Source organism: Pseudomonas sp. PGPPP1 (genome assembly GCF_002255865.1).
In the GTDB taxonomy this organism is placed as follows: domain Bacteria; phylum Pseudomonadota; class Gammaproteobacteria; order Pseudomonadales; family Pseudomonadaceae; genus Aquipseudomonas; species Aquipseudomonas cremoris.
The window spans coordinates 324,131-344,198 of sequence record NZ_NKIG01000001.1; the positions used below are offsets into that span (position 1 = coordinate 324,131).

Genomic DNA, 20,068 nt, shown 5'->3' on the forward strand with positions numbered 1-20,068 from the left:
CGCCAGTCTACCCGCCGGCCCGTGCCCAGGCAAAAACGCCGAGACGGGCTCGGCGCTGTGGCTCATCGGCCCTGATACTCGCCGCTTTGGCGCAGTTCCGCAGCCGTTTCGAGGATGCACTGGCGTAGGGTTTCCACCACTTCATCCACTTGGGCATGGGTGATGATCAGTGGCGGCGACATCACGTTCAGGTGGCCGATGGGCCGCACCAGCAACCCCTTGGCCTGGGCACGCAGGTGGATTTTTTCGCCGATGTTCACCGCGTCCGGCAACAGCGCCTTGCTGCGTTTATCCGCGACGAATTCGATGCAGGCCATCAGGCGTTGGCAGCGGATGTCACCCACCAACGGCAGGTCGGCCAGGGTGTGCAGGCGTTGCTCCAGGTACACGCCGACATCTTCCACATGGGCCAGCAGGTTCTCACGCTCGATGATCTCGATGTTTTTCAGGGCTGCCACGCAACTGACCGGATGGCCGCTGTAGGTAAACCCATGGGTAAAGCAACGGCCTTTGCCCGGCTCGCCAATCACTTGCCAGATACGCTCCGAGAAAATGCACGCACCCAAGGGCAGGTAGCCGGAAGTCAGGCCCTTGGCGGTGGTGATGATGTCGGGCTGCATGCCGAACACGTCCTCGGAGGCAAAGAATGCACCCAAGCGCCCGAACGAGGTGACCACCTCATCCGCGACATAGAGCAGGTCATGGCGCTGGCAGATTTCCCACATACGACGGTGGTAACCCTTGGGCGGAATGATCACGCCGCCCGAGCCCATGATGGGTTCGGCAAAGAACGCGGCCACGTTATCGGCGCCCAGGGTCAGGATCTTGTCTTCGAACTCGTTGACTAGGAAGTCGAGGAAATCTGCCTCGCTCATGCCCTCTGGCGCCCGGTAATAGTTGGGGCAGGAAATGTGGTGGAACAGGTCGCTCATGAAGTCGAATTCTGGCGCACGGTCGGCGGCCTTATTGCCGATGGACATGGTCAGGAACGTACTGCCGTGGTACGCACTGAAGCGCGAGATGATGTGCTTCTTGGTCGGTTTGCCACGGCTGTTTTGATAGAACTGCACCAGCCTGTACGCGGTATCCACCGCAGTCGAGCCGCCGGTGGTGAGGAACACATGGTCCAGGTCGCCGGGGGCCAGGCTGGCGAGCTTGGCGCACAATTCGATGGCTGTGACGTTGGCCATGTCGCAGAAGGGGTTGGAGTACGCCAACTGACGCACTTGGTTGGCGATGGCCTCGGCCATTTCCTCGCGGCCAAGGCCGATATTCGTACACCACATGCCACCGACCGCATCCAGGTAGCGATTGCCATGGGTGTCGTAGATGTAGGCGCCGTTACCCGCTGCGATATTCAGCGAACCTTGTTCACGGTGTTCGTCGAACATGTGGAAACCGTGCATGTAGTGGGCTTTGTCGGCGGCGTCCAGCTTGGCGTGGTCGAACTGGGCGAAGAAAGCAGGATTTGGCAGAGTCATGGCATTTACCTTCAATGGCTGGGTTTACTTGCCGGTCTTGACGGCATTCCAGGTACGGGTGATCAGGCGCACGGCGGCTTGGGGTTGGCTTTTCTGCGTGAACAGCCGCTGCATGGTCGCCGGGTCGGGGTAGATCGCCGGGTTATCGCGGACATCGGCGCTGAGCAAGGGTTTGGACGCGAGGTTGCTGTTGGCGTAGTGAATGGTGTTGCTGACCCCGGCCATGGTGCTCGGTTGCAGCAGGAATTCGATGAACTTGTGGGCATTGGCCACATGGGGCGCATCGGCGGGAATGTAGAAGTTATCGAACCAGATCAGCGAGCCTTCCTTGGGAATGAAGTAGTCCAGCTTGACCTTGGCCCCGGCCTCCGTTGCTCGCGCTTGGGAGGTGGCGTAGTCGCCGGACCAGGTGGTGGCCATGCAGAGGTCGCCATTGGCCAGGCCATTGATGAACCCGCTGGAATCAAATTTTCGAATGTACGGGCGCACCGCCATCAACACTTCCTGGGCGGCCTTGAGGTCTTTGGGCGCGGCACTGTTGGGGTCCAGGCCGAGGTAGGTCAGGGCCAACGGGATCATGTCGGTGGGGGAGTCCATGAAGGTAATGCCGCAATCGGCAAACCGCGACACGATCTTGGGATCGAAGATCATCGCCAGGGAGCCGATGGGGGCGTCCGGCATGCGCGCCTTGATCATGTCGACGTTGTAGGTCACGCCGTTGCTGCCCCAGGTGTAAGGCGCCGAATAGGTGACGCCGGGGTCATGGGCCTCCAGGCTCTTGAGCACCAGCGGGTCAAGGTTGTTCCAGTCGGGCAACAAGCTTTTGTCGAGGGGTTGGAACACCTTGCCCTTGATCAGCAGCGGCACCAGTGAGGCGTTGAGCAACGCCAGGTCATAGCCGGAGCGACCGGACAGCAACTTGCCTTGCACGGTCTCGTACGAATCGTAGGTGTCGTAGATCACCTTGATACCCGTGGCCTTCTCGAAGTCGGCCAGGGTGGTGTCGCCGATGTAGTCCGCCCAGTTGTAGATGCGCAAGGTATTGCCTGGGTCATCGGCGGCCTGGCTCTGCGGGGATGAGGCTAGCAGTACAACGCTGAACAGGGCGATCAAGGTTTTATGCATGGGGACCCACCGTTAGTTGTGCTTGTTATCAGGCGCAGGGACTGATTGCACTGTCAGGCAGGTGGCGGGTGGGCGCCATACCCCGTTCGGGTAGGGTTCAAGGCAGCACGATGTAGTCGTTGCGCTGGATGATCGGATGGTGCGGGCCTTGCACCAAGTGAATGTAACGTCCATCCACCAGATCGATGGGCAGGCAGTCGTCAACGTCCATCACAGCGTCGGTGTGGGCCTGGGACCATTGGCGCAGCATCTGTTGCTTGCCTTTGTTCTTGGCCTCTTGTTTGTTGCGGGCGACCACCAGCAAGTAATGGTGTGCCTCACCAAAGCTGTTGGCCTCATAACCGCCAAGGTTGATGAAGTAAAGGTGGTGCGCGTGCGCCTCGGGGGCCAGGTTGCTGAATTCGACCTTCCAGCCATCGACACCGTCTACTGCCATCCACCCGTCGATATGCACACCTTTAGGGCTGCCAAACCAGCTATTGCGTAGTTGCGGGTAGGTGGCTTGCAGCGTGTCCGCTGCGGCGAATACCACATCATGTACTTCGATTTTCGCCCGAGGGTGCTTGCCCCCGAGCATGACCACAAACAGCATTGCAGAAACTTCCTGGCGAATTGACAGGAAGTAACCATCCTTCGATTGAACCCTGCTGTCCAGTTAATGCCACACTCTTAAGTCTTGAACCCATCAGGAGGTTGTCATGCGTACCATTGATCTGGCGGGTGTTCCCGTCCCCGTCATCGGCCAGGGGACCTGGCGCATGGGCGAAAATCCCGATCATCACCGCGCCGAAGTTTCGGCCCTGCAATTGGGGATCGACGAGGGCATGACGTTGATCGATACCGCCGAAATGTACGGCGAGGGCGGCGCTGAAAGCGTGGTCGGCGAAGCCATTCGAGGGCGTCGTGACCAGGTATTCCTGGTGAGCAAGGTCTACCCGCACAATGCCAGCCGCAAGGGCGTGCCCCGTGCCTGTGAAGCGAGCCTGCAACGCCTGGGTACGGACTACATTGACCTGTACTTGCTGCATTGGCGCGGTCAATACCCGCTTGAAGAAACTGTCGAAGCGTTCGAACGCTTGCGTGAAGCCGGCAAGATCGGCCGTTGGGGCGTGTCCAATTTCGACGTGGCCGACCTGCAGGAACTCGCATCCCCGGCCTGCGCGACCAACCAGGTGCTCTACAACATCGAAGAGCGCGGCATCGAATTTGATCTGCTGCCCTGGTGGCAACAGCATCATTTGCCATTGATGGCTTACTGCCCGATTGCCCAGGGCGGTGAATTACTCACCAGTACCACGTTAAAGCAAATTGCCCGTCGCCATGAAGCCACGCCCGCGCAGGTTGCGCTGGCCTGGGTGCTTCGCCAGGAAGGCGTGATCGCCATCCCCAAGGCGGTCACACCGGAGCACGTGAGGCTCAATGCGGCAGCTGCCAAATTGGTGTTGGATGAACATGACCTGGACGCGATCGACCGGGTTTTCGGTGCGCCCCAGCGCAAACATCCATTATCGATGGTGTAGCCAACCGGTAAAGCGGCGCCGTCCATGGCGCCGCTCCTGCACTAGTCCAACTTAACCCGCAACTGGGCTGCGCCAGTCATCTGCCCCGGAAGTACCGGATACTTCGTGGGTCCATACGATCTTGCGATAACTGAAGTGCACATCTTCCAAATGCGTGAAGTGGGCGTTGTTCGGGTCTTGGCAGTTGGGCATGCGGGATTGGATATCCACGATGGTCGCCCCCTCTAGTTCAATGGTGAAGTAGTGTTCCTGGGTGCCGGCTGATGAAGTCCGGAACCACTCCAGCCGGCAGCTGACTTCTTCGCCGCTGGTCAACGCGCTGAACAGCAGCGGTGAAGACTTATCGAACACCTTGCTGACCATCAGCGGTTTGTGAACCCTCTGGCCCGTGGGCTGGCCGGACTGCGGATCGCGCGGAATGATGACTTGGTGCGCGAACGCCTGGACCAGGATCTGATCCTCATGGCCCTCCTGGTAAATGTTGCCTACCGAATCCTGAGTAAACGTGCCTGCCGTAATCAAACCCTGTTTGATACCGGTGATAGAGAGATAGGCGGGTGTTGGCATGACTGGTTTCCTTGCCTGAATGAAAAGGTAGTTCCAGACGAAAAGTCTATCGGCTGGGCCAATGCCTATAACAAAAAGCGTGCCTGAAAACGGCAGCCCAATAAAATCAAAGAGATGAAGTCTTGCGCGAGTGGGTTTATAAGGTTTTGCGTGAGAAATAGATGGTTTTGTGTGGATATTGCTGCGCATTAGTGCGCATTTAGTTGCTCGTTAAGAATGAGCTGCAAGTATCTTGTCTGAGGGTTTAAACAAGTCGTTAAATATGTTTTTAATGCGCAAGATATTGCGCTACTCCTCGAATTTATGGGGTTGTAGGAGAATTCTTAAGTGTCGGCTCGATGCTTGCTGAATGTGTTTTGCATGGCTAAGGTTCGTGGGCTTCACGGCGAGTCCAGTGAAGTTTAGATGGCGTTCTGATGCACGATTTAAGTGTGCTTTTAGTTAGCCTGTCCGACCTTGAGCAATCGTGTGCGGTCCAGAATGGTTTATTCAGACAAACTTTGCGCTTATTACCTTGAACTTGCACAGTTGCCTTGTTCGCAAACAAGTTTTGCTGGCGGTGATATGCGCTTTTCGAGTGAGTTTGAAGCCCTGGAAACCGAGGTGGGAAAAGCGCAATCGATTCACGACAGCGCCCAGCCCGATTGGCATTCCGTTCTTGAAAACAGCGAAAGTCTGTTGCGCCAGCACTCCAAGGATCTGCGTGTAGCCGTCTGGTTAGCCTGGGCCTTGCAGCAGCGCGAATCCTTCCCTGGGTTACTGGGGGGGCTCGGTGTGTTGCTTCATCTCTGCGAGCATCACTGGTCGACGGTCTACCCCGAGAAGCTGCGTACGCGTGGCGCTGCGTTTGGCTGGCTGGTTTCACGCCTGGAGCCGGTGTTCGCACAAAACCTGCCGCTTCAGAACCAGCAACCCCTGTTTCAATCGATTCTTGAGCACCTGGCGCGCCTCGATGAACTCTGGACCGAGCACTTGGCGGGCGACGCGCCGCTATTGTTGCCTGTTCGTCGGCAACTGGCGCAACGATTGGAACATGCGGCTCAGGGCGAGCCTGTCATCGCGGGCTTGAGTGGCGTGATTGCCCAGGTCAAGCAAGTGACCCACCAGCGGTTGAAGCCTGAAGCGCTGATCGAGAATGAAAAAGACGCGCATAAATTACTGCGCACCCTGCAGGAGCAGGCGCGGTCTTTGTGCGTGTGGTGGTTGCACCAGAACGCCGCCGACCTGCGGGCCTTGCGCCTGAACCGGACATTGACGTGGCTGGCACTGGTCAGCTACCCGGAGGCCGACGGTGAGCGCACCACCGTGTTGCGCGGTCTCGCGCCCGATAAGCTCAAGCGCTACCAGGAGCGTTTCGCCCAAGGCCATCACGCTGACCTCATGCTTGAGCTCGAGGCCAGCCTTGCGGGAGCGATGTTCTGGTTCGACGGGTTGCGCATGGTCTGGCAGTGCCTGGAAGCGCTGCAAGCCGCGCCCGCCATGCTCGAATTGGAAGTGACCTTCGCCTTGCTGCTGCAGCGCTTGCCGCATCTCCCGGACTTTCGTTTTCACGACGGTACTCCGTTTGCCGACGACACCACCCGCGACTGGATTGCATTGCACGTCACCCGCCGTCTGCAAACACCCGAGCCTTGCACCAAGGCGGTGGATGCCAACGCCGCGCCATGGGAAGTCGCTTTAGCTGACGTTGCAGCAGGGCTGCGCAAGGGCGGGCTCAAGGCGGCGGTGCAGGAACTCAAGTTCGGTATGCAGGCCGCCCAAGGTGACCGCGCACGTTTTCACTGGCGGTTGGCCCAGGCCCGTCTTTGTATGCACGCGGGAAAACCGGAGCTGGCGAAGATCCAGCTTGAATACCTTGATAACGAATTGCAGCGCACGGGCCTGGAGCGATGGGAACCGGAGTTGGCGCTGCACGTGACGCAGCTTCTACACAGCTGCTGCGACCTCTTGCCACAAAACCATTCGGTGCGCGAGTGCAAGGAAGACACCCATCGCAGGCTGTGCCTCTTCGACCTTGAAGCGGTACTTGAATAGATTTTCCAGCCACTAAAAAAGGAGAAACACCATGGCCAAAGAAGGGTCGGTAGCACCCAAGGAACGCATCAATATCACCTTCAAACCGGCTATAGGCGGAGCGCAAGAGGAAGTCGAGCTGCCGTTGAAACTGCTGGTGCTGGGTGATTTCACCCAGCGTGAGGAGACGCGCAAGCTGGAAGACCGAAAACCCATTGCTATCAACCAGCACACCCTTGATGAGGTGCTGGCCAAGCAGGCGCTGAGCCTCAGTTTGAATGTGCCTAATCGCCTTCAAGAGCATGGAGACGTGGAGGCGTTGGCGATTCAGGTACGCATCAATTCGATGAAGGATTTCAACCCGGCAAACCTGGTCGAGCAGATTCCCGAACTGCACAAGCTGATGGCCTTGCGTGAGGCGCTGATGGCACTCAAAGGCCCTTTGGGCAACACGCCGAGCTTTCGCAAGGCCATCGAACACGCCCTGGCCGACGATGAATCCCGTGCCCGCGTATTGGCGGAACTGGGCCTAAGCGGCCACGTCGCCTGACATTTTTCAGTAAAAGGACACTGAGCCATGAGCACCCAACAAGCCGTTGCGACGGAACAACCTACCGGCGAGAGCAGCATCCTCGACACGATTGTCGCCCACACGTTATTGAGCGCGGACGACGAGGCCTATGGCATTGCCAAGCGCGGCGTCTCGGCGTTCATCGAAGAGCTGGTCAAGCCGCAGAACCGCGGGGAGGCCGTCAAGAAGCGGCTGGTGGACCGCATGATTGCCGAGATCGACACGAAGCTCAGCCAACAGATGGATGAGATTTTGCACCACCCGGATTTCCAGGCCCTCGAGGCTTCGTGGAAAGGGCTGCAGTTGCTGGTCGACCGCACCAACTTTCGCGAGAACATCAAGATCGAACTGTTGAATGTCTCCCGGCAAGACCTGCTGGACGACTTCGAAGACTCGTCGGAGGTGATGCAGTCTGGCCTTTACAAGCACATCTACAGCGCCGAGTACGGTCAGTTTGGTGGGCAGCCCGTTGGTGCAATCATCGCCAACTATTTCCTGTCTCCCAGCGCACCTGATGTGAAGCTGATGCAATACGTCTCCAGCGTTGCCTGCATGGCGCATGCACCCTTCATTGCCGCTGCTGGGCCGAGTTTTTTCGGGCTTGAAAGCTTCTCTGGCCTGCCGGATCTCAAGGACCTCAAGGACCATTTCGAAGGCCCCCAATTTGCCAAGTGGCAAAGCTTTCGCCAGAGCGAGGACGCGCGGTATGTCGCGTTGACCGTGCCGCGCTTCCTGTTGCGCACGCCCTACGATCCGCTTGAGTGTCCGGTCAAGACCTTTGCCTACCAGGAAAACGTGGTCAACAGCCACGAGCACTACCTGTGGGGCAACACCGCCTACGCCTTCGCCACGCGCTTGACCGACAGCTTCGCGAAGTTTCGCTGGTGCCCAAACATCATCGGCCCGCAAAGCGGTGGCGTCGTGGAAGATTTGCCGTTGCATCACTTCCATAGCATGGGCGAAATCGAAACCAAGATTCCCACCGAGGTCTTGGTTTCCGACCGTCGCGAGTATGAGTTGGCGCAAGAGGGCTTTATCGCCCTGACGATGCGCAAGGGCAGTGACAACGCGGCGTTTTTCTCGGCCAGTTCGGTACAGAAGCCCAAGCATTTCGGTATCAGTGCCGAGGGCAAGGAAGCTGAGTTGAATTACCGCCTCGGCACCCAATTGCCTTACATGATGGTGGTCAATCGACTCGCTCATTACCTCAAGGTGCTACAGCGCGAACAGTTGGGTTCCTGGAAGGAGCGTACCGACCTGGAGTTGGAACTCAACAAGTGGATTCGCCAGTACGTTGCCGACCAGGAAAACCCCAGTGCCGAAGTTCGCGGACGACGCCCGCTACGCGCAGCCCGGATTGTTGTCAGTGACGTCGATGGCGAGCCGGGCTGGTACCGCGTCAACCTGAGTGTGCGTCCGCACTTCAAGTACATGGGGGCGGATTTCACCCTGTCCCTCGTAGGCAAACTCGACAAAGAATGAGTAAAGGTCAGGGGATACCCCATCATTCAAGTCTGTTTGAGCGCCTGGAACGCCCAACAGTCACCCCTACCAGTGGCGCGGCATCTGTTGCCACCCACCTGGGAAAAATGCTCAGCATCCGCGCGGGTAGCGTCCAGACCTTGCCGGACTATGGCATGCCCGATCTCAATGATATGAACCAGAGCTTGCACGAGTCATTGAGCCAATCGCGGATGCTGATCGAGCGTTTTGTGCGGGCCTACGAGCCACGTTTGAAGCATGTGCGTGTGCGGGCATTGCCTCGTGATCATGATCCGCTGGCCCTGGCGTTTGCCATCGAGGCCACGCTGATGATCGCGGGCGTCATGCAGCCCGTGGCGTTTACCGCGAGGCTGTGTGATGCCGGTCGCGTCGAGGTGCAGCCTGATGTCATTTAACCGGTATTACCAGAGCGAGCTCAGCGCGTTGCGGCTGCTTGGTCGGCGCTTTTCGCAGCGCAATCCTGCGCTTGCTCCCTTTCTCGCAGAGCCCGGCCAGGACCCTGATGTGGAACGGTTGCTGGAAGGTTTTGCCTTCCTCACCGGTCGCCTGCGCCAGAAGCTCGATGACGAGTTGCCTGAACTGACTCATTCGTTGATGCAGCTGTTATGGCCCAACTACATGCGGCCGATGCCGGCGTTCAGCATCTTGCAGTTTGACCCGTTGAAGCATGTCGGACCTGGAGTGTGCGTGGCCCGGGACACGCCGGTCGAAAGTGCAGCGGTCAATGACGAGTGTTGTCGCTTTCGTACTTGTTACACCACGCAGGTCCTGCCGTTGCAATTAAGCGCCCTGGAATACAGCGTCCAAGGCGACCGCACGTTATTGAGCCTACGCCTGGACATGAATGCAGACGGCAATTTCAGTGAATGGCCGTTTGACTCGTTACGTCTGCATTTAGCGGGTGACCGTTATATCAGCCAGGGGTTGTACCTGGACCTGTTGCGTCATCTCCAAGGTATCGAGTTATTGCCATTGGGCCTTGATGGCTTGCCGGTCTGTGGGATCGACGGCCAGCCTGTATCGCTGCGATTGGGAGCGGATCGGGTACAGCCGGTGGGGTTCCGTGAGGACGAGGCACTGATTCCTTATCCGCTGAATACCTTCCCAGGCTATCGCCACCTGCAGGAGTACTTCGCGTTTCCCGAAAAGTACCTGTTTGTCGATGTTGGTGGCCTGGATGCCCTGCGCCAACTTCCCGCCCAAGTGCTTGAGCAGGTGCGCGGCGTGACCTTGCGATTTGAGTTGCGCACCCAATGGCAAGAGGCCCAACGACCTACTGTCGACAATGTGAAGCTTTACTGCACCCCGATCGTCAATCTCTTCACGCTGGACGCGGTGCCGATTCGCCTGGACGGTAAGCAGGATGAGTATCGGGTGCTACCTGGGGAATATGCTCGCGGTCATGCCAGTGTGTTTTCCGTGGACAACGTCACAGGCTGGCGCCCTGGCGGGTTGGGGTATCGGGCTTATGTGCCGTTCGAGTCCTTTGAACATGACAGCGACACCGAAAAGCAGGCAGGTGTGCCCAGCTACAGCATTCGCCAGCGGTTATCGGCGCAGCCAGATGAACTCGAAACCTGGTTGGGGTTCGGCAACACCCTTGGGCGTGACCAGGAAACGTTATCGATCGAGCTGACGTGCACCAACCACAACCTGCCTCGGCAACTGCAAGCCGGAGCTATCAACCTGCCTTGCGAACAGACGCCGGAAGGGTTGTCGTTTCGCAACATCAGCGCGCCGACGCCAAGTTTTTCACCGCCCCTTGACCAGGATTTTCTCTGGCGGCTCATCAGCAACATGTCGCTCAACTACCTGTCATTGAGCGACATCAACGCCTTGAAAGTGATCCTCGAAACCTACGACTTGCCTCGTTATCAAGACCGGCAGGCGCAAAAGGTCAGTCAATGCCGCTTGGAGGCTTTGCTGTCCATCAACCACACGGGTGTTGACCGATTGCACCGCGGCTTGCCGTTTCGAGGCGTGCGGGTCGACCTGACCGTCGATTGCCAAGGCTTTCTCGGGCGGGGCGAAATGTTTGTGTTTGCGTCGGTGCTCAACGAGTTCTTCGCGCTGTACGCCAGCCTCAATGCCTATCACGAATTACGAGTCATCAGCACACAAGGAGACGTGTACCTATGGCCACCCCGGACGGGTCAGCAGCCCCTGCTTTGAACGAATTGTCACGTGTCATCCGTGAATACTCGCTGTTCCAAGCGGTTTTACAGGTGATCAGTTGTCTACGTGATGCCCATCCCTCGCTGGATGATGATGCGTTGTATGACCAGTTGGAGTTCCAGGCAAACCCAGGTTTGGGGTTTCCCGGTCACGATATCGACCGAGTGGAGTTTTTTGTTGAGCGTGATCAATTACGTGCACGTCTTCGCCTCAACGTACTCGGCCTGTGCGGGGCGGGCTCGCCCTTGCCGGCGTTTTATGGTGAGCAAGCACTGGCTGACGGTGCGGGTGGCACCGCGACCCGAAATTTTCTAGACCTGTTTCACCACCGCCTGCATCGGTTGATGTTGCCGATCTGGCGCAAATACCGCTATCGGATGTGTTTTCAGCACGGGGCCAGCGACGGGTTTTCCCAGCAGATGTTTGCGTTGATCGGTTTGGGCGGGCGGCACATGCGCAGTGCTGCGCAATTGGACTGCAAGCGGCTATTGCCCTACCTGGGGTTGCTGAGCTTGCGGGTGCACTCGGCAGCCTTGATCGAGACGGTACTGCGTCACTACTTCAAGCACAGTTGCTTGTTCATCGAGCAGTGGGTTGAACGCACGGTGGTCATCGCGCACGCGCAGCGCAACAGACTGGGGGGCGCCAACAGCCGGCTCGGTCATGACCAGGTGCTGGGTCGCGAGGTTGCCGACCGAAGCGGCAAGTTTCGGGTGCACCTGCAGGGGCTGAAGTGGCAACGATTCCACGATTTTTTGCCGACGGGGCTGGACCATGAGCCGCTGTGCTCACTGGTCCGGCTCACCGCCCGCGACCCCTTGGAATATGACCTGCGCCTGGTGTTGGCCGCAGGAGAGATTCGGCCGCTGCACATTGGAGAGCACAACCCGTGCCGCCTGGGCTGGACCAGTTGGTTGGCACACGAATGCGCTGATGGTGTGGCCATTGTCGCCAGCAACGCTCATTAGGGACGAATGATTATGATGAATGTGGACTTGCAACAACTTATCCAGACCTTGACCGCCGCGACCCGTAGTGACCTCGAACGCTCGGCCGAACGTTGCATCAGTCGTGGCGGTAGAGAAGTCCTTGTCGAAGACCTGCTGCTGGCGTTGCTGGAGCATCACGACGGGCTTCTGTTACGGGCGTTGGCGGATGCAGGTATCGAGCCCGGTGAACTACAAGACACGCTGCAGCCCAAGGGTGAAACAAGCGCGTCGCACAGCCCGGTGTTCGCCCCGGCTCTTGTGTTGTGGTTGCAGCAGGCGTTGATGGTTGCGCACCTTGAGTTGCGGCAAACCGAGGTGGGTCATGGGGCATTGTTGCTCGCACTGCTTCGCCACCCGTTGCAGCACGCAGGCAGTGGCTACCAGCGTTTATTGAGCCGGTTGGACACCCAACGGGTGCTTGACTGCGTGTTGAGCCAGGTGCCTGAAAACGCATTGGCTCCCAATGGCGAGTCGTTGTTGGAGCGCTTTACCCATGACCTGACGCGCCAGGCCCGGGAAGGGCTCATCGATCCGGTGTTGTGCCGCGATGGCGAAATCCGCCAGTTGATCGACATTTTGGTGCGCCGGCGCAAGAACAACCCGATCCTTGTGGGTGAAGCCGGGGTGGGTAAAACCGCGATTGTCGAAGGTCTTGCCCTGCGGGTTGTCAGTTCGCAAGTGCCGGAACCCCTCAAGGATGTGCGGGTGTTGACCCTGGATATGGGCTTGCTTCAAGCCGGCGCCAGTATCAAGGGGGAGTTCGAACGACGCCTCAAGGGTCTGATGGACGAAGTCCGTGCTTCGGTAAAACCTGTGATCCTGTTTATTGATGAGGCACATACCCTGGTGGGGGCCGGAGCACAGGCGGGTACATCCGACGCCGCCAACCTGCTCAAGCCGGCACTGGCCCGTGGTGAGCTGCGTACCATTGCCGCCACCACCTGGTCGGAATACAAGAAGTACTTCGAGAAAGACCCAGCCCTTGCCCGCCGTTTCCAGCCCGTGCGTGTCGGCGAGCCCAGTGTCGAGCAAGCGGTGGCCATTTTGCGCGGCCTGGTTGCGGCGTATGAAGCCAGCCACGGCGTGTATGTACGTGATGACGCCGTGGTCGCCGCAGCGCAGATGAGCGCCCGTTACCTGGCGGGTCGTCAGCTACCCGACAAGGCCGTGGATGTGCTGGATACCGCTTGCGCACGTGCCCGAACCAGCAGGGTGACGGCGCCCGAGTCAGTGCAAAAGCTGTTCGCCGAACACGCCGAGGGTATGCGGCAGCGGCAGGCGTTGGAACGTGACAGGGACGCAGGGCTTTGCGTGGATGAGCAGGCCTTGCTCGCACTGAGTCTTCGGCTGGAGGGGGGCGAGCGCGAGCGCCAACAGATGGAGCAAGCCTGGATGGAGCAACGCGTTTTGGCGGAACAGGTACTTGAGTTACGCCAGCAATTGCACGAGGCGCGACAGGCGGGGCAGGGCGTTGATCAGCTGGAATGCACCCTCGCTGCGCAGCGCAAAGCATTGCTCGCGCACCAAAACAGGCAGGCGTTGGTCAATCTTGATGTATGCCCGCGCCTGGTGGCACAGGTCGTCAGCGCCTGGACCGGCATCCCTGTCGAGCAACTGGCGCTTGAGCACAACCAATCCGTCCTGGGTTTTGCCGATGCATTGCGCGCACGGATCCTGGGTCAGGAGCCTGCAGTGCAAGCCCTAGACGGTAACCAGCGGGCGGTTGCTGCAGGACTCAACGAGGTGGATGCCCCGGTGGGGGTTTTTCTCCTGGTGGGCCCAAGCGGAGTGGGCAAGACCGAAACAGCGTTGGCACTCGGCGACCTCCTGTATGGCGGCGAGCGTTTTGTCACCACGCTTAACATGTCGGAGTTTCAGGAAAAACACTCGCTGTCCCGGTTGATCGGTGCACCGCCCGGGTATGTCGGATATGGCGAGGGTGGCGTACTCACGGAAGCCGTACGCCAACGTCCGTATTCGGTGGTGTTGCTCGATGAGGTCGAGAAAGCCGACCCGGAAGTGCTGAGCCTGTTCTACCAGATCTTCGACAAGGGGCTGGCCAATGATGGTGAAGGCCGGGAAATCGATTTTCGCAATACGCTGATCCTGATGACGTCCAACCTGGGCAGTGAGTGCATCGACGATCTGTGTGCTGGGGGGGCGCGCCCGGATACGTCAGTGCTGCAAGAAGCGATTCGCCCGCTGTTGAGCGCGCACTTCAAACCCGCGTTGTTGGCGCGGATGCGTGTTGTGCCGTACTACCCGATCACGGGTGAGGTGTTGCATGAGTTGGTCAGGCTAAAGCTCGACCGCCTTGGCCAACGGTTGCAACTGCGCAGATTGGCGTTCAGCTATACACCCGAACTGGTGACGCAGATCGCCACACGTTGTGCATTCGGCGACAGCGGCGCGCGGCAGATCGATCAATGGATCGAGACGTGCTTACTGCCGCAGATAGTCGACCGTGTGCTGGGGGCAATGGCCGTAGGCGAACCCCTGGCATACGTGCATGCCAGTCTGGATGCCAACGAACAGCCAGTCTGCGAGTGCCACTCATGATGGCGCACTCCTTTACCCACTTGCCTGACCCCCTGGCCTACGCCGATGCGTTGCTGGGCTGGTTTACGCGCTTGGGCAACGACGGTGATGAAGCGACATTGCCAGGGTTGTGTGCAACGGCTGCCGCCGAGCTGAGCCAGTGCGAGCTCAGTCAATTGTATTGGCGCGACGAGGTCACGGGGCGGCTTGAGTTGCTTGCCCAACATTTCCCCACGGGCGCATCGCCTTGCGACCAGGCTTCGCGCGCCGATTATCAGCATGAGCAGTTGTTGCACTACGTCCTCAGTCAGCAACGGGCACTGAACCTGGACGATGTGTCGGGCAGCCTCTACGAGAGTGGGTTCCTGCCGGCGTCTGCAACGCCGTGGCGCTCATTGTCATGTGTGCCGTTATTCAGCCGACACACGCGAATTGCAGGCCTGTTGTTGTGCGCCAGCCAGCACTCCAGACCGTTACAGGATTACGCCTGCTCACTGGGGAAACTGGGCAGTTTCGCCATGAACCAGCTTGCGTTCTCACGGCGCGTACGCCCAGTGCAGGACCCCTCGGTACTCACGCCCCGCGCGGCGTTTGGCCTGATCGGAAACAGCACAGCCATGGATGAGACCTGCCGCTTGATCGGCAAAGTATTGAACACGTCTTACACCGTGCTACTGCGCGGTGAGACCGGTACCGGCAAGGAGGTGGTGGCGCGAGCCATTCACTCGGCAGGGGCGCGCAGTGATAAAGCGTTCGTCGTGCAGAACTGCGCGGCCTTTCCCGAAAACCTGCTGGAGAGTGAGCTGTTCGGTTATCGCAAAGGTGCCTTCACTGGGGCCGACCGTCACCACGCTGGGTTATTTGATACGGCGCACGGCGGAACGCTACTGCTGGATGAGATCGGTGACATGCCGCTGGCGCTACAGGCCAAGTTGCTGCGGGTTTTGCAGGAGGGTGAGGTACGCCCGCTAGGGGCCAGTACCGCCCATAAGGTTGACGTACGCATCATCGCCGCGACCCACCGTGACCTCGGTGCAATGGTCGCCCAAGGCAGTTTTCGCGAAGACCTGTATTACCGACTGGCGCAGTTTCCCATCCAGTTACCTGCCCTGCGTGAGCGCGAAGGCGATGTGCTGTTGCTGGCGCGGGCCTTTGCACACACCGCCTGCATTGGTCTTGGCCGGAGCCCCGTGGAGTGGTCGAACGCCGCCCTTGACCAGCTGTCGAGCCATGGGTTTCCCGGCAATGTCCGCGAACTCAAATGCCTGGTGGAGCGTGCCGTGTTGCTCTGTGACGACGACGTGATCCTGCCTGCGCACCTGGCGTTGTCGACGTCACCTACCACGATGGGTATGGATGCAACGTTGCGCCAGCGGATGGAGCGGGTTGAGCGGGTATTCCTGATCGACTGCCTGCGCAAGAACCGTGGAAATCGAACCCGTACTGCGCGCGAACTTGGGGTTGCACGTCGCACGCTGCTCTACCGCCTGTCGCGCTTGAAGATCCCCCTCGGCGACGTTCGGGAGGAATGCTGAATGATTTGTTTATGGGCACCTTTTTTCGGGAGATACCTGATGCCTTTTCATCGTTGGCCAGCCTTAGTGCTTGCCCTGTTCTTGCTGGGTGGCTGCAACGCCAACTATGTCTTTGACGATGCTGACTACCGTCCCTTGGGGGACTCCCAGGCCAGTGGCCGCGGCCATTGAACAAGGAAGCCTTGCCATGCAATTAGTGTTTGAGGTGTGTGATACCGCTAGCGGTGAACCACCGGCCGAGAAGACGTTTGACGGTGTCGGTGGGGTTATTGGGCGAGGGGCAGCCTGTGACTGGATCATCGCCGACCCCCGCCGCTTGATGTCCAGTCATCACGGGTTGGTCAGTTATCGTGACGGCCAGTATTTTTTAACTGATATCAGCAGTAACGGTATTGGCATCGGCGACGGGCCTGAGCGCTTGCACAGGGGGCAGGTTCGCCTGATCTGCGAGGGTGACATCTACCAATTAGGCTCGGTGAGTATCCGTGCGCGGCTGGTGGGGCATGTACGGCAAGCGTTCGTTCTTGGAGAGCTGATCCCTGATGATCTCTTCCTGGGGGTGGACCCGGTGCGTGCGTTGGATCGCGAACAGCGGCGCACGGAGTCATCGGTAGAGCTGGATGCGTTGAACACAGCGCCCGCTGAGCCCGCGTTCCCGAGGGACCATGGGGTTGTCGATCGAGATCACCTGGTGGTGCCCAAATGGGCCGAGCCTGTCGAACCGTTATACGGCGCCCAACCCGCCACCGTGGCACCGGTGGCTCAGGATGCGTTCTGGTTTCAGTTCGGTACAGCACTTGGCATGCCCCTTGACTCACTTGATTACCCGGGGCGCGAAGCCCTGGCGATCAAGGTCGCGAGCCTGCTCAGGCAAACCATCGACGGCTTGCAACAGAGCTTGCGTACCCGCGACGAGTTGACCGGTGACTTGAAGATGAGTGCGACCACCTCTGCGCAAAGCAGTCATCACTTGCTAAGGGATTGCACCGATAGCCAGTCCGCATTGGCGGCGCTGTTGGTGGGGGGAGAGTTGCGCCCGTTATCCGCCGAGCAAGAGGTCGCTCATGCCTACCGGGAAATGCAGGCCCACCAACTGGCATTGGTCGCGGCTTGCCGCGCCACAGTACGCAGTGCCTTGGGGGCGTTCGCGCCGGGTCATCTGCTGCTGTGTTTTGAGCGGGAGGGCAAACGTTCCAGGTTTTCCACCGACGGCGCCCATTGGCGGGCCTATCAGCGTCATTACCAGCGCCTGGTCAACCAGGATTGCTTGGCTGAGCAGTTATTTCGCCACGACTTTTCCGATGCCTATAGGGAGCAGGTACGCCTGGTCTCAACCTTGCACGCGGCTTACCCAGGATAATGTTCATGTATCGATTCACCGTTATATCAATGCTGATTGTGCTGGGGATGTTGGCCGGTTGCAGCAGTGTGTCGCCGTTTTCAGCCTTGACAAAATTGGATCTGACGTTGACCGCCAGCGACGAAGTCAACCCCGATTTGCATGGCCGACCCTCCCCAGTGGTGGTACAGCTGCTCGAACTGCGGCACCCCGTGGCCTTTGAGAATGCAGATTTCTTCAGCCTTTATGGTCGAGGCGAGCAGGCACTGCCCAAGGATTGGGTGGCCGGCGAAGAGCTGGAGTTGCGACCCGGTGAGCAGCGCGAGCTCAAGCTCAGCGTCGAACCGCACAGTCGTTATGTCGGGGTGCTGGCGGCGTATCGAGACCTGCCGCAAGTGCAATGGCGGTATGTATTGCCTGTGGTCCATAAGCGTTTGACACGTGCCGAATTAGTGCTTGATCACACCGGTATCCGGGCTGCCAGCGCTCGTGCCAATGCGATGGAGGATTGAAATGGGCGCCGATAAAGTCATCTGGCGCGAAGGCATGCTGCTGCGGCCCCAGCACCTGCAACACAATGACCGTTATTACCACCAACAACTCAACCGTACCCGCCTGCTGGGCAGTGATACCTGGGGCTTCCTGACGCTGGAAATCGACGTGCAGTACCTCAACCTGGGCAAGGTAGTGGTCAACCAGGCCAGCGGAGTTTTACCAGATGGCAGCCTGTTCGAACTGGACGGCGCGATGGAGCCCTTGGTGCTGCAGGTACCCGCCAACGCCGGCAGGCAAACGGTGTACTTGGCGTTGCCATTGGCTGCGGGTAACCAGATTGAAGTCCGCACACCATCACAAAGTGATGTCCTGGCCCGTTACATCTCTCGTGAAACTGAGGTAGGCGATTGCAATGCGGGGGCCGATTCTCGTTGCCAGATCAACTGCGCGCATCCCGATTTCCGCTTGCTGCTGGAGGACCCCACCCGTGACGCACTCTACGTCAAGCTGCCGGTCGCCCAGGTACTGGATTCGACCAGCGAAGGCGGCGTCCGGTTGGATACAGACTTCGTGCCCTCGTTCATTTACCTGCAGGGTTCCGGGTATGTGTCCTCGTGCATCAAAGAGGTGATCAGCCTGCTGGCTACTCGAGGTGATGCAATCGCTACGCGTATCCAGGGCAGTGGCGCGTCGGCAGGCGCGCAGGTCGGCGATTTTCTGATGTTGCAAATGATCAACCGTGCAGAGTTGATCCTGCGTCACTATCTAAGCCAGTCACAGGTTCGGCCGGAAGCTGTGTTTCGAGAGATGCTGTCGATCCTCGGCGAGTTATCGACGTTTGGTGCCGATAACAAACGCCCGCAACTGGAGGTGCGCTACAGACATGGCGACCAGGGCGCGAGCTTTCGCGCGTTGATGGAAGGCCTTCGTGGGGTGCTGTCGCTGGTGCTGGAACAGCACGCCATCGAGTTGGCGTTGCAGCCGCGCCAGTACGGGGTGCTGGTCTGCCCGATGAGTGATCTCAAGCTGCTGGGGAGTGCAACGTTCATCCTGTCGGCCACTGCCCAGTGCGACTCCGAGGAGCTGCGCCACCGCCTGCCGGCGCACTTAAAGATTGGGCCTGTGGAGCGCATTCGCGAATTGGTCAATTTGCAACTGGCCGGCATCAAGGTCAAGCCGTTGCCAGTGGCGCCGCGACAGATTCCATTCCACGCCGGCAAAACCTATTTTCTCCTCGAACTCAGTGCCCGCGACATCACCCAACTTGAGCAATCGGGTGGTTTCGCTTTCCACGCCAGCGGCGAATTCGCCGAGTTGGAGCTGCACTTTTGGGCCATCAGGAACTGAACGCCATGACGATCGACAGTGAATATCCAGTGGATGAAAAAACCGTGCTGCTCGACCACGAGGGGCGCAGCCCGGCCCAGGGTGCGGTAACGGATACACCATCGCCGCCACGCTTTGAGCAGCTGGAAGATCGGATGATCTACACCGCACGCTTGCAGGGTGCGATGAACTTCAACATGGGACCCAATCCATTAGTGGACGCCGCTTGGGAACTGCTGTTGCAACTGGCCCAGCTCAAGGCCAGCGCGGGTCGTGAGAGTGTGCAGGCCCTCAATGATCGGTTGTCCGCGGCGATCACTGCGTTTGAAGTCCACGCTTTGCATCAGGGCGCAGAACATGACCAGGTGATGTCGGCACGCTACGTGCTCTGCAGCAGCATCGACGAAGCTGTGACCACCACCCCATGGGGCAGTCGCAGCGACTGGTCGAAGGCCAGCCTGTTGAGTCGTTTTCATAACGAGACGTTTGGCGGCGAAAAGTTCTTCCAACTGCTGGAGCGTTTATCCCGTGACCCCATCAAGCACGTAGCCATGCTCGAACTGATGTACCTGTGTTTGTCCATGGGGTTCGAAGGCAAGTACCGGGTCATGGAGCGGGGAGGGGTGCAGCTCGAAACCGTACGTGATGCCCTGTACCGGCAGATCAGGCACGTTCGCGGCGATCACCGTTCGATAACTACGCCGCCGGCCGCCGTAGCGGGAAGTCACCCACGGTTACGCATGGTCTGCACCACTTGGGTCTGTGTGCTTGGGCTGGCCGCTTTGCTGGCAATGTACTCAGGGTTTACCTGGGTGTTGGGCAACGAGCGCATGGCTGCGCTGCAACCTTTTCAATCCTTGACGCCGGATCAGAGTCTGCCGTCCTTGTAAT

At 59.0% G+C, this 20,068-nt stretch carries 18 protein-coding genes; 14 read left to right on the top strand and 4 right to left on the bottom strand.

What is annotated here, in order from left to right; genetic code table 11:
- Nucleotides 1-62: 62 nt before the first annotated feature.
- The 3 genes from CFE47_RS01545 to CFE47_RS01555 form a co-directional block, all read right to left on the bottom strand.
- The gene (locus tag CFE47_RS01545; RefSeq protein ID WP_286835182.1) at nucleotides 63-1,481 is read right to left on the bottom strand and encodes an aminotransferase; all 1,419 of its coding nucleotides are present in this window, start codon (nucleotides 1,479-1,481) and stop codon (nucleotides 63-65) included.
- Between the two features lie 24 nt (nucleotides 1,482-1,505).
- A complete protein-coding gene (locus CFE47_RS01550; RefSeq protein WP_286835183.1) occupies nucleotides 1,506-2,606 on the bottom strand; it encodes a polyamine ABC transporter substrate-binding protein in 1,101 nt (366 codons plus the stop codon).
- A 97-nt stretch (nucleotides 2,607-2,703) separates the two neighbouring features.
- Nucleotides 2,704-3,198 (bottom strand): DUF1543 domain-containing protein, encoded by a 495-nt coding sequence (locus tag CFE47_RS01555; protein WP_286835184.1) that lies wholly within the window; start codon nucleotides 3,196-3,198, stop codon nucleotides 2,704-2,706.
- A 106-nt stretch (nucleotides 3,199-3,304) separates the two neighbouring features.
- On the opposite strand from CFE47_RS01555, the gene CFE47_RS01560 reads away from it, so the two are divergent.
- Nucleotides 3,305-4,126: an aldo/keto reductase gene (locus CFE47_RS01560; RefSeq protein WP_286835185.1), complete on the top strand. Its 822-nt coding sequence runs from the start codon at nucleotides 3,305-3,307 to the stop codon at nucleotides 4,124-4,126.
- A gap of 51 nt (nucleotides 4,127-4,177) precedes the next feature.
- Here the strand turns inward: CFE47_RS01560 and CFE47_RS01565 are convergent, their stop codons facing one another.
- Nucleotides 4,178-4,693, bottom strand: coding sequence for an Hcp family type VI secretion system effector (locus CFE47_RS01565; RefSeq protein ID WP_185705488.1), 516 nt, complete (start codon nucleotides 4,691-4,693; stop codon nucleotides 4,178-4,180).
- Between the two features lie 480 nt (nucleotides 4,694-5,173).
- Here CFE47_RS01565 and tssA point away from each other — a divergent pair, with 480 nt between their 5' ends.
- Genes tssA through icmH form a run of 13 tightly spaced genes read left to right on the top strand, consistent with a single transcriptional unit; the run spans nucleotide 5,174 to nucleotide 20,067 of the window.
- Complete coding sequence (tssA, locus tag CFE47_RS01570) at nucleotides 5,174-6,727, top strand: type VI secretion system protein TssA (RefSeq protein ID WP_286835186.1); 1,554 nt, start codon at nucleotides 5,174-5,176, stop codon at nucleotides 6,725-6,727.
- 31 nt (nucleotides 6,728-6,758) lie between these two features.
- A complete protein-coding gene (tssB, locus tag CFE47_RS01575; protein WP_286835187.1) occupies nucleotides 6,759-7,256 on the top strand; it encodes a type VI secretion system contractile sheath small subunit in 498 nt (165 codons plus the stop codon).
- 27 nt (nucleotides 7,257-7,283) lie between these two features.
- Complete coding sequence (gene tssC / locus CFE47_RS01580; RefSeq protein WP_286835188.1) at nucleotides 7,284-8,759, top strand: type VI secretion system contractile sheath large subunit; 1,476 nt, start codon at nucleotides 7,284-7,286, stop codon at nucleotides 8,757-8,759.
- Nucleotides 8,756-9,175, top strand: a complete 420-nt coding sequence (gene tssE, locus CFE47_RS01585) for a type VI secretion system baseplate subunit TssE (protein WP_502695420.1) — start codon at nucleotides 8,756-8,758, stop codon at nucleotides 9,173-9,175. Before tssC ends, tssE begins: the two co-directional genes overlap by 4 nt.
- Nucleotides 9,165-10,952 (top strand): type VI secretion system baseplate subunit TssF, encoded by a 1,788-nt coding sequence (gene tssF / locus CFE47_RS01590; RefSeq protein WP_286835189.1) that lies wholly within the window; start codon nucleotides 9,165-9,167, stop codon nucleotides 10,950-10,952. The genes tssE and tssF overlap by 11 nt, the downstream gene beginning before the upstream one ends.
- Nucleotides 10,916-11,923, top strand: a complete 1,008-nt coding sequence (tssG, locus tag CFE47_RS01595; protein WP_286835190.1) for a type VI secretion system baseplate subunit TssG — start codon at nucleotides 10,916-10,918, stop codon at nucleotides 11,921-11,923. Before tssF ends, tssG begins: the two co-directional genes overlap by 37 nt.
- Before the next feature lie 12 nt (nucleotides 11,924-11,935).
- Nucleotides 11,936-14,503 carry a type VI secretion system ATPase TssH gene (gene tssH / locus CFE47_RS01600; protein ID WP_286835191.1) on the top strand — a complete coding sequence of 856 codons (2,568 nt, stop codon included), beginning with the start codon at nucleotides 11,936-11,938 and terminating at the stop codon, nucleotides 14,501-14,503.
- Entirely contained in the window at nucleotides 14,500-16,017 is a 1,518-nt protein-coding gene (locus tag CFE47_RS01605; protein WP_286835192.1) for a sigma-54 interaction domain-containing protein, read from the top strand. The genes tssH and CFE47_RS01605 overlap by 4 nt, the downstream gene beginning before the upstream one ends.
- A gap of 39 nt (nucleotides 16,018-16,056) precedes the next feature.
- Nucleotides 16,057-16,188: a type VI secretion protein gene (locus CFE47_RS01610; RefSeq protein WP_286835193.1), complete on the top strand. Its 132-nt coding sequence runs from the start codon at nucleotides 16,057-16,059 to the stop codon at nucleotides 16,186-16,188.
- 16 nt (nucleotides 16,189-16,204) lie between these two features.
- On the top strand, nucleotides 16,205-17,377 hold the full coding sequence (gene tagH / locus CFE47_RS01615) for a type VI secretion system-associated FHA domain protein TagH (RefSeq protein WP_286835194.1): 1,173 nt from the start codon (nucleotides 16,205-16,207) through the stop codon (nucleotides 17,375-17,377).
- A 5-nt stretch (nucleotides 17,378-17,382) separates the two neighbouring features.
- A complete protein-coding gene (gene tssJ, locus CFE47_RS01620; RefSeq protein ID WP_286835195.1) occupies nucleotides 17,383-17,868 on the top strand; it encodes a type VI secretion system lipoprotein TssJ in 486 nt (161 codons plus the stop codon).
- Between the two features lies 1 nt (nucleotide 17,869).
- Nucleotides 17,870-19,198 (top strand): type VI secretion system baseplate subunit TssK, encoded by a 1,329-nt coding sequence (tssK, locus tag CFE47_RS01625; RefSeq protein ID WP_286835196.1) that lies wholly within the window; start codon nucleotides 17,870-17,872, stop codon nucleotides 19,196-19,198.
- 5 nt (nucleotides 19,199-19,203) lie between these two features.
- The gene (icmH, locus tag CFE47_RS01630; RefSeq protein ID WP_286835197.1) at nucleotides 19,204-20,067 is read left to right on the top strand and encodes a type IVB secretion system protein IcmH/DotU; all 864 of its coding nucleotides are present in this window, start codon (nucleotides 19,204-19,206) and stop codon (nucleotides 20,065-20,067) included.
- Nucleotide 20,068 lies beyond the last annotated feature (1 nt).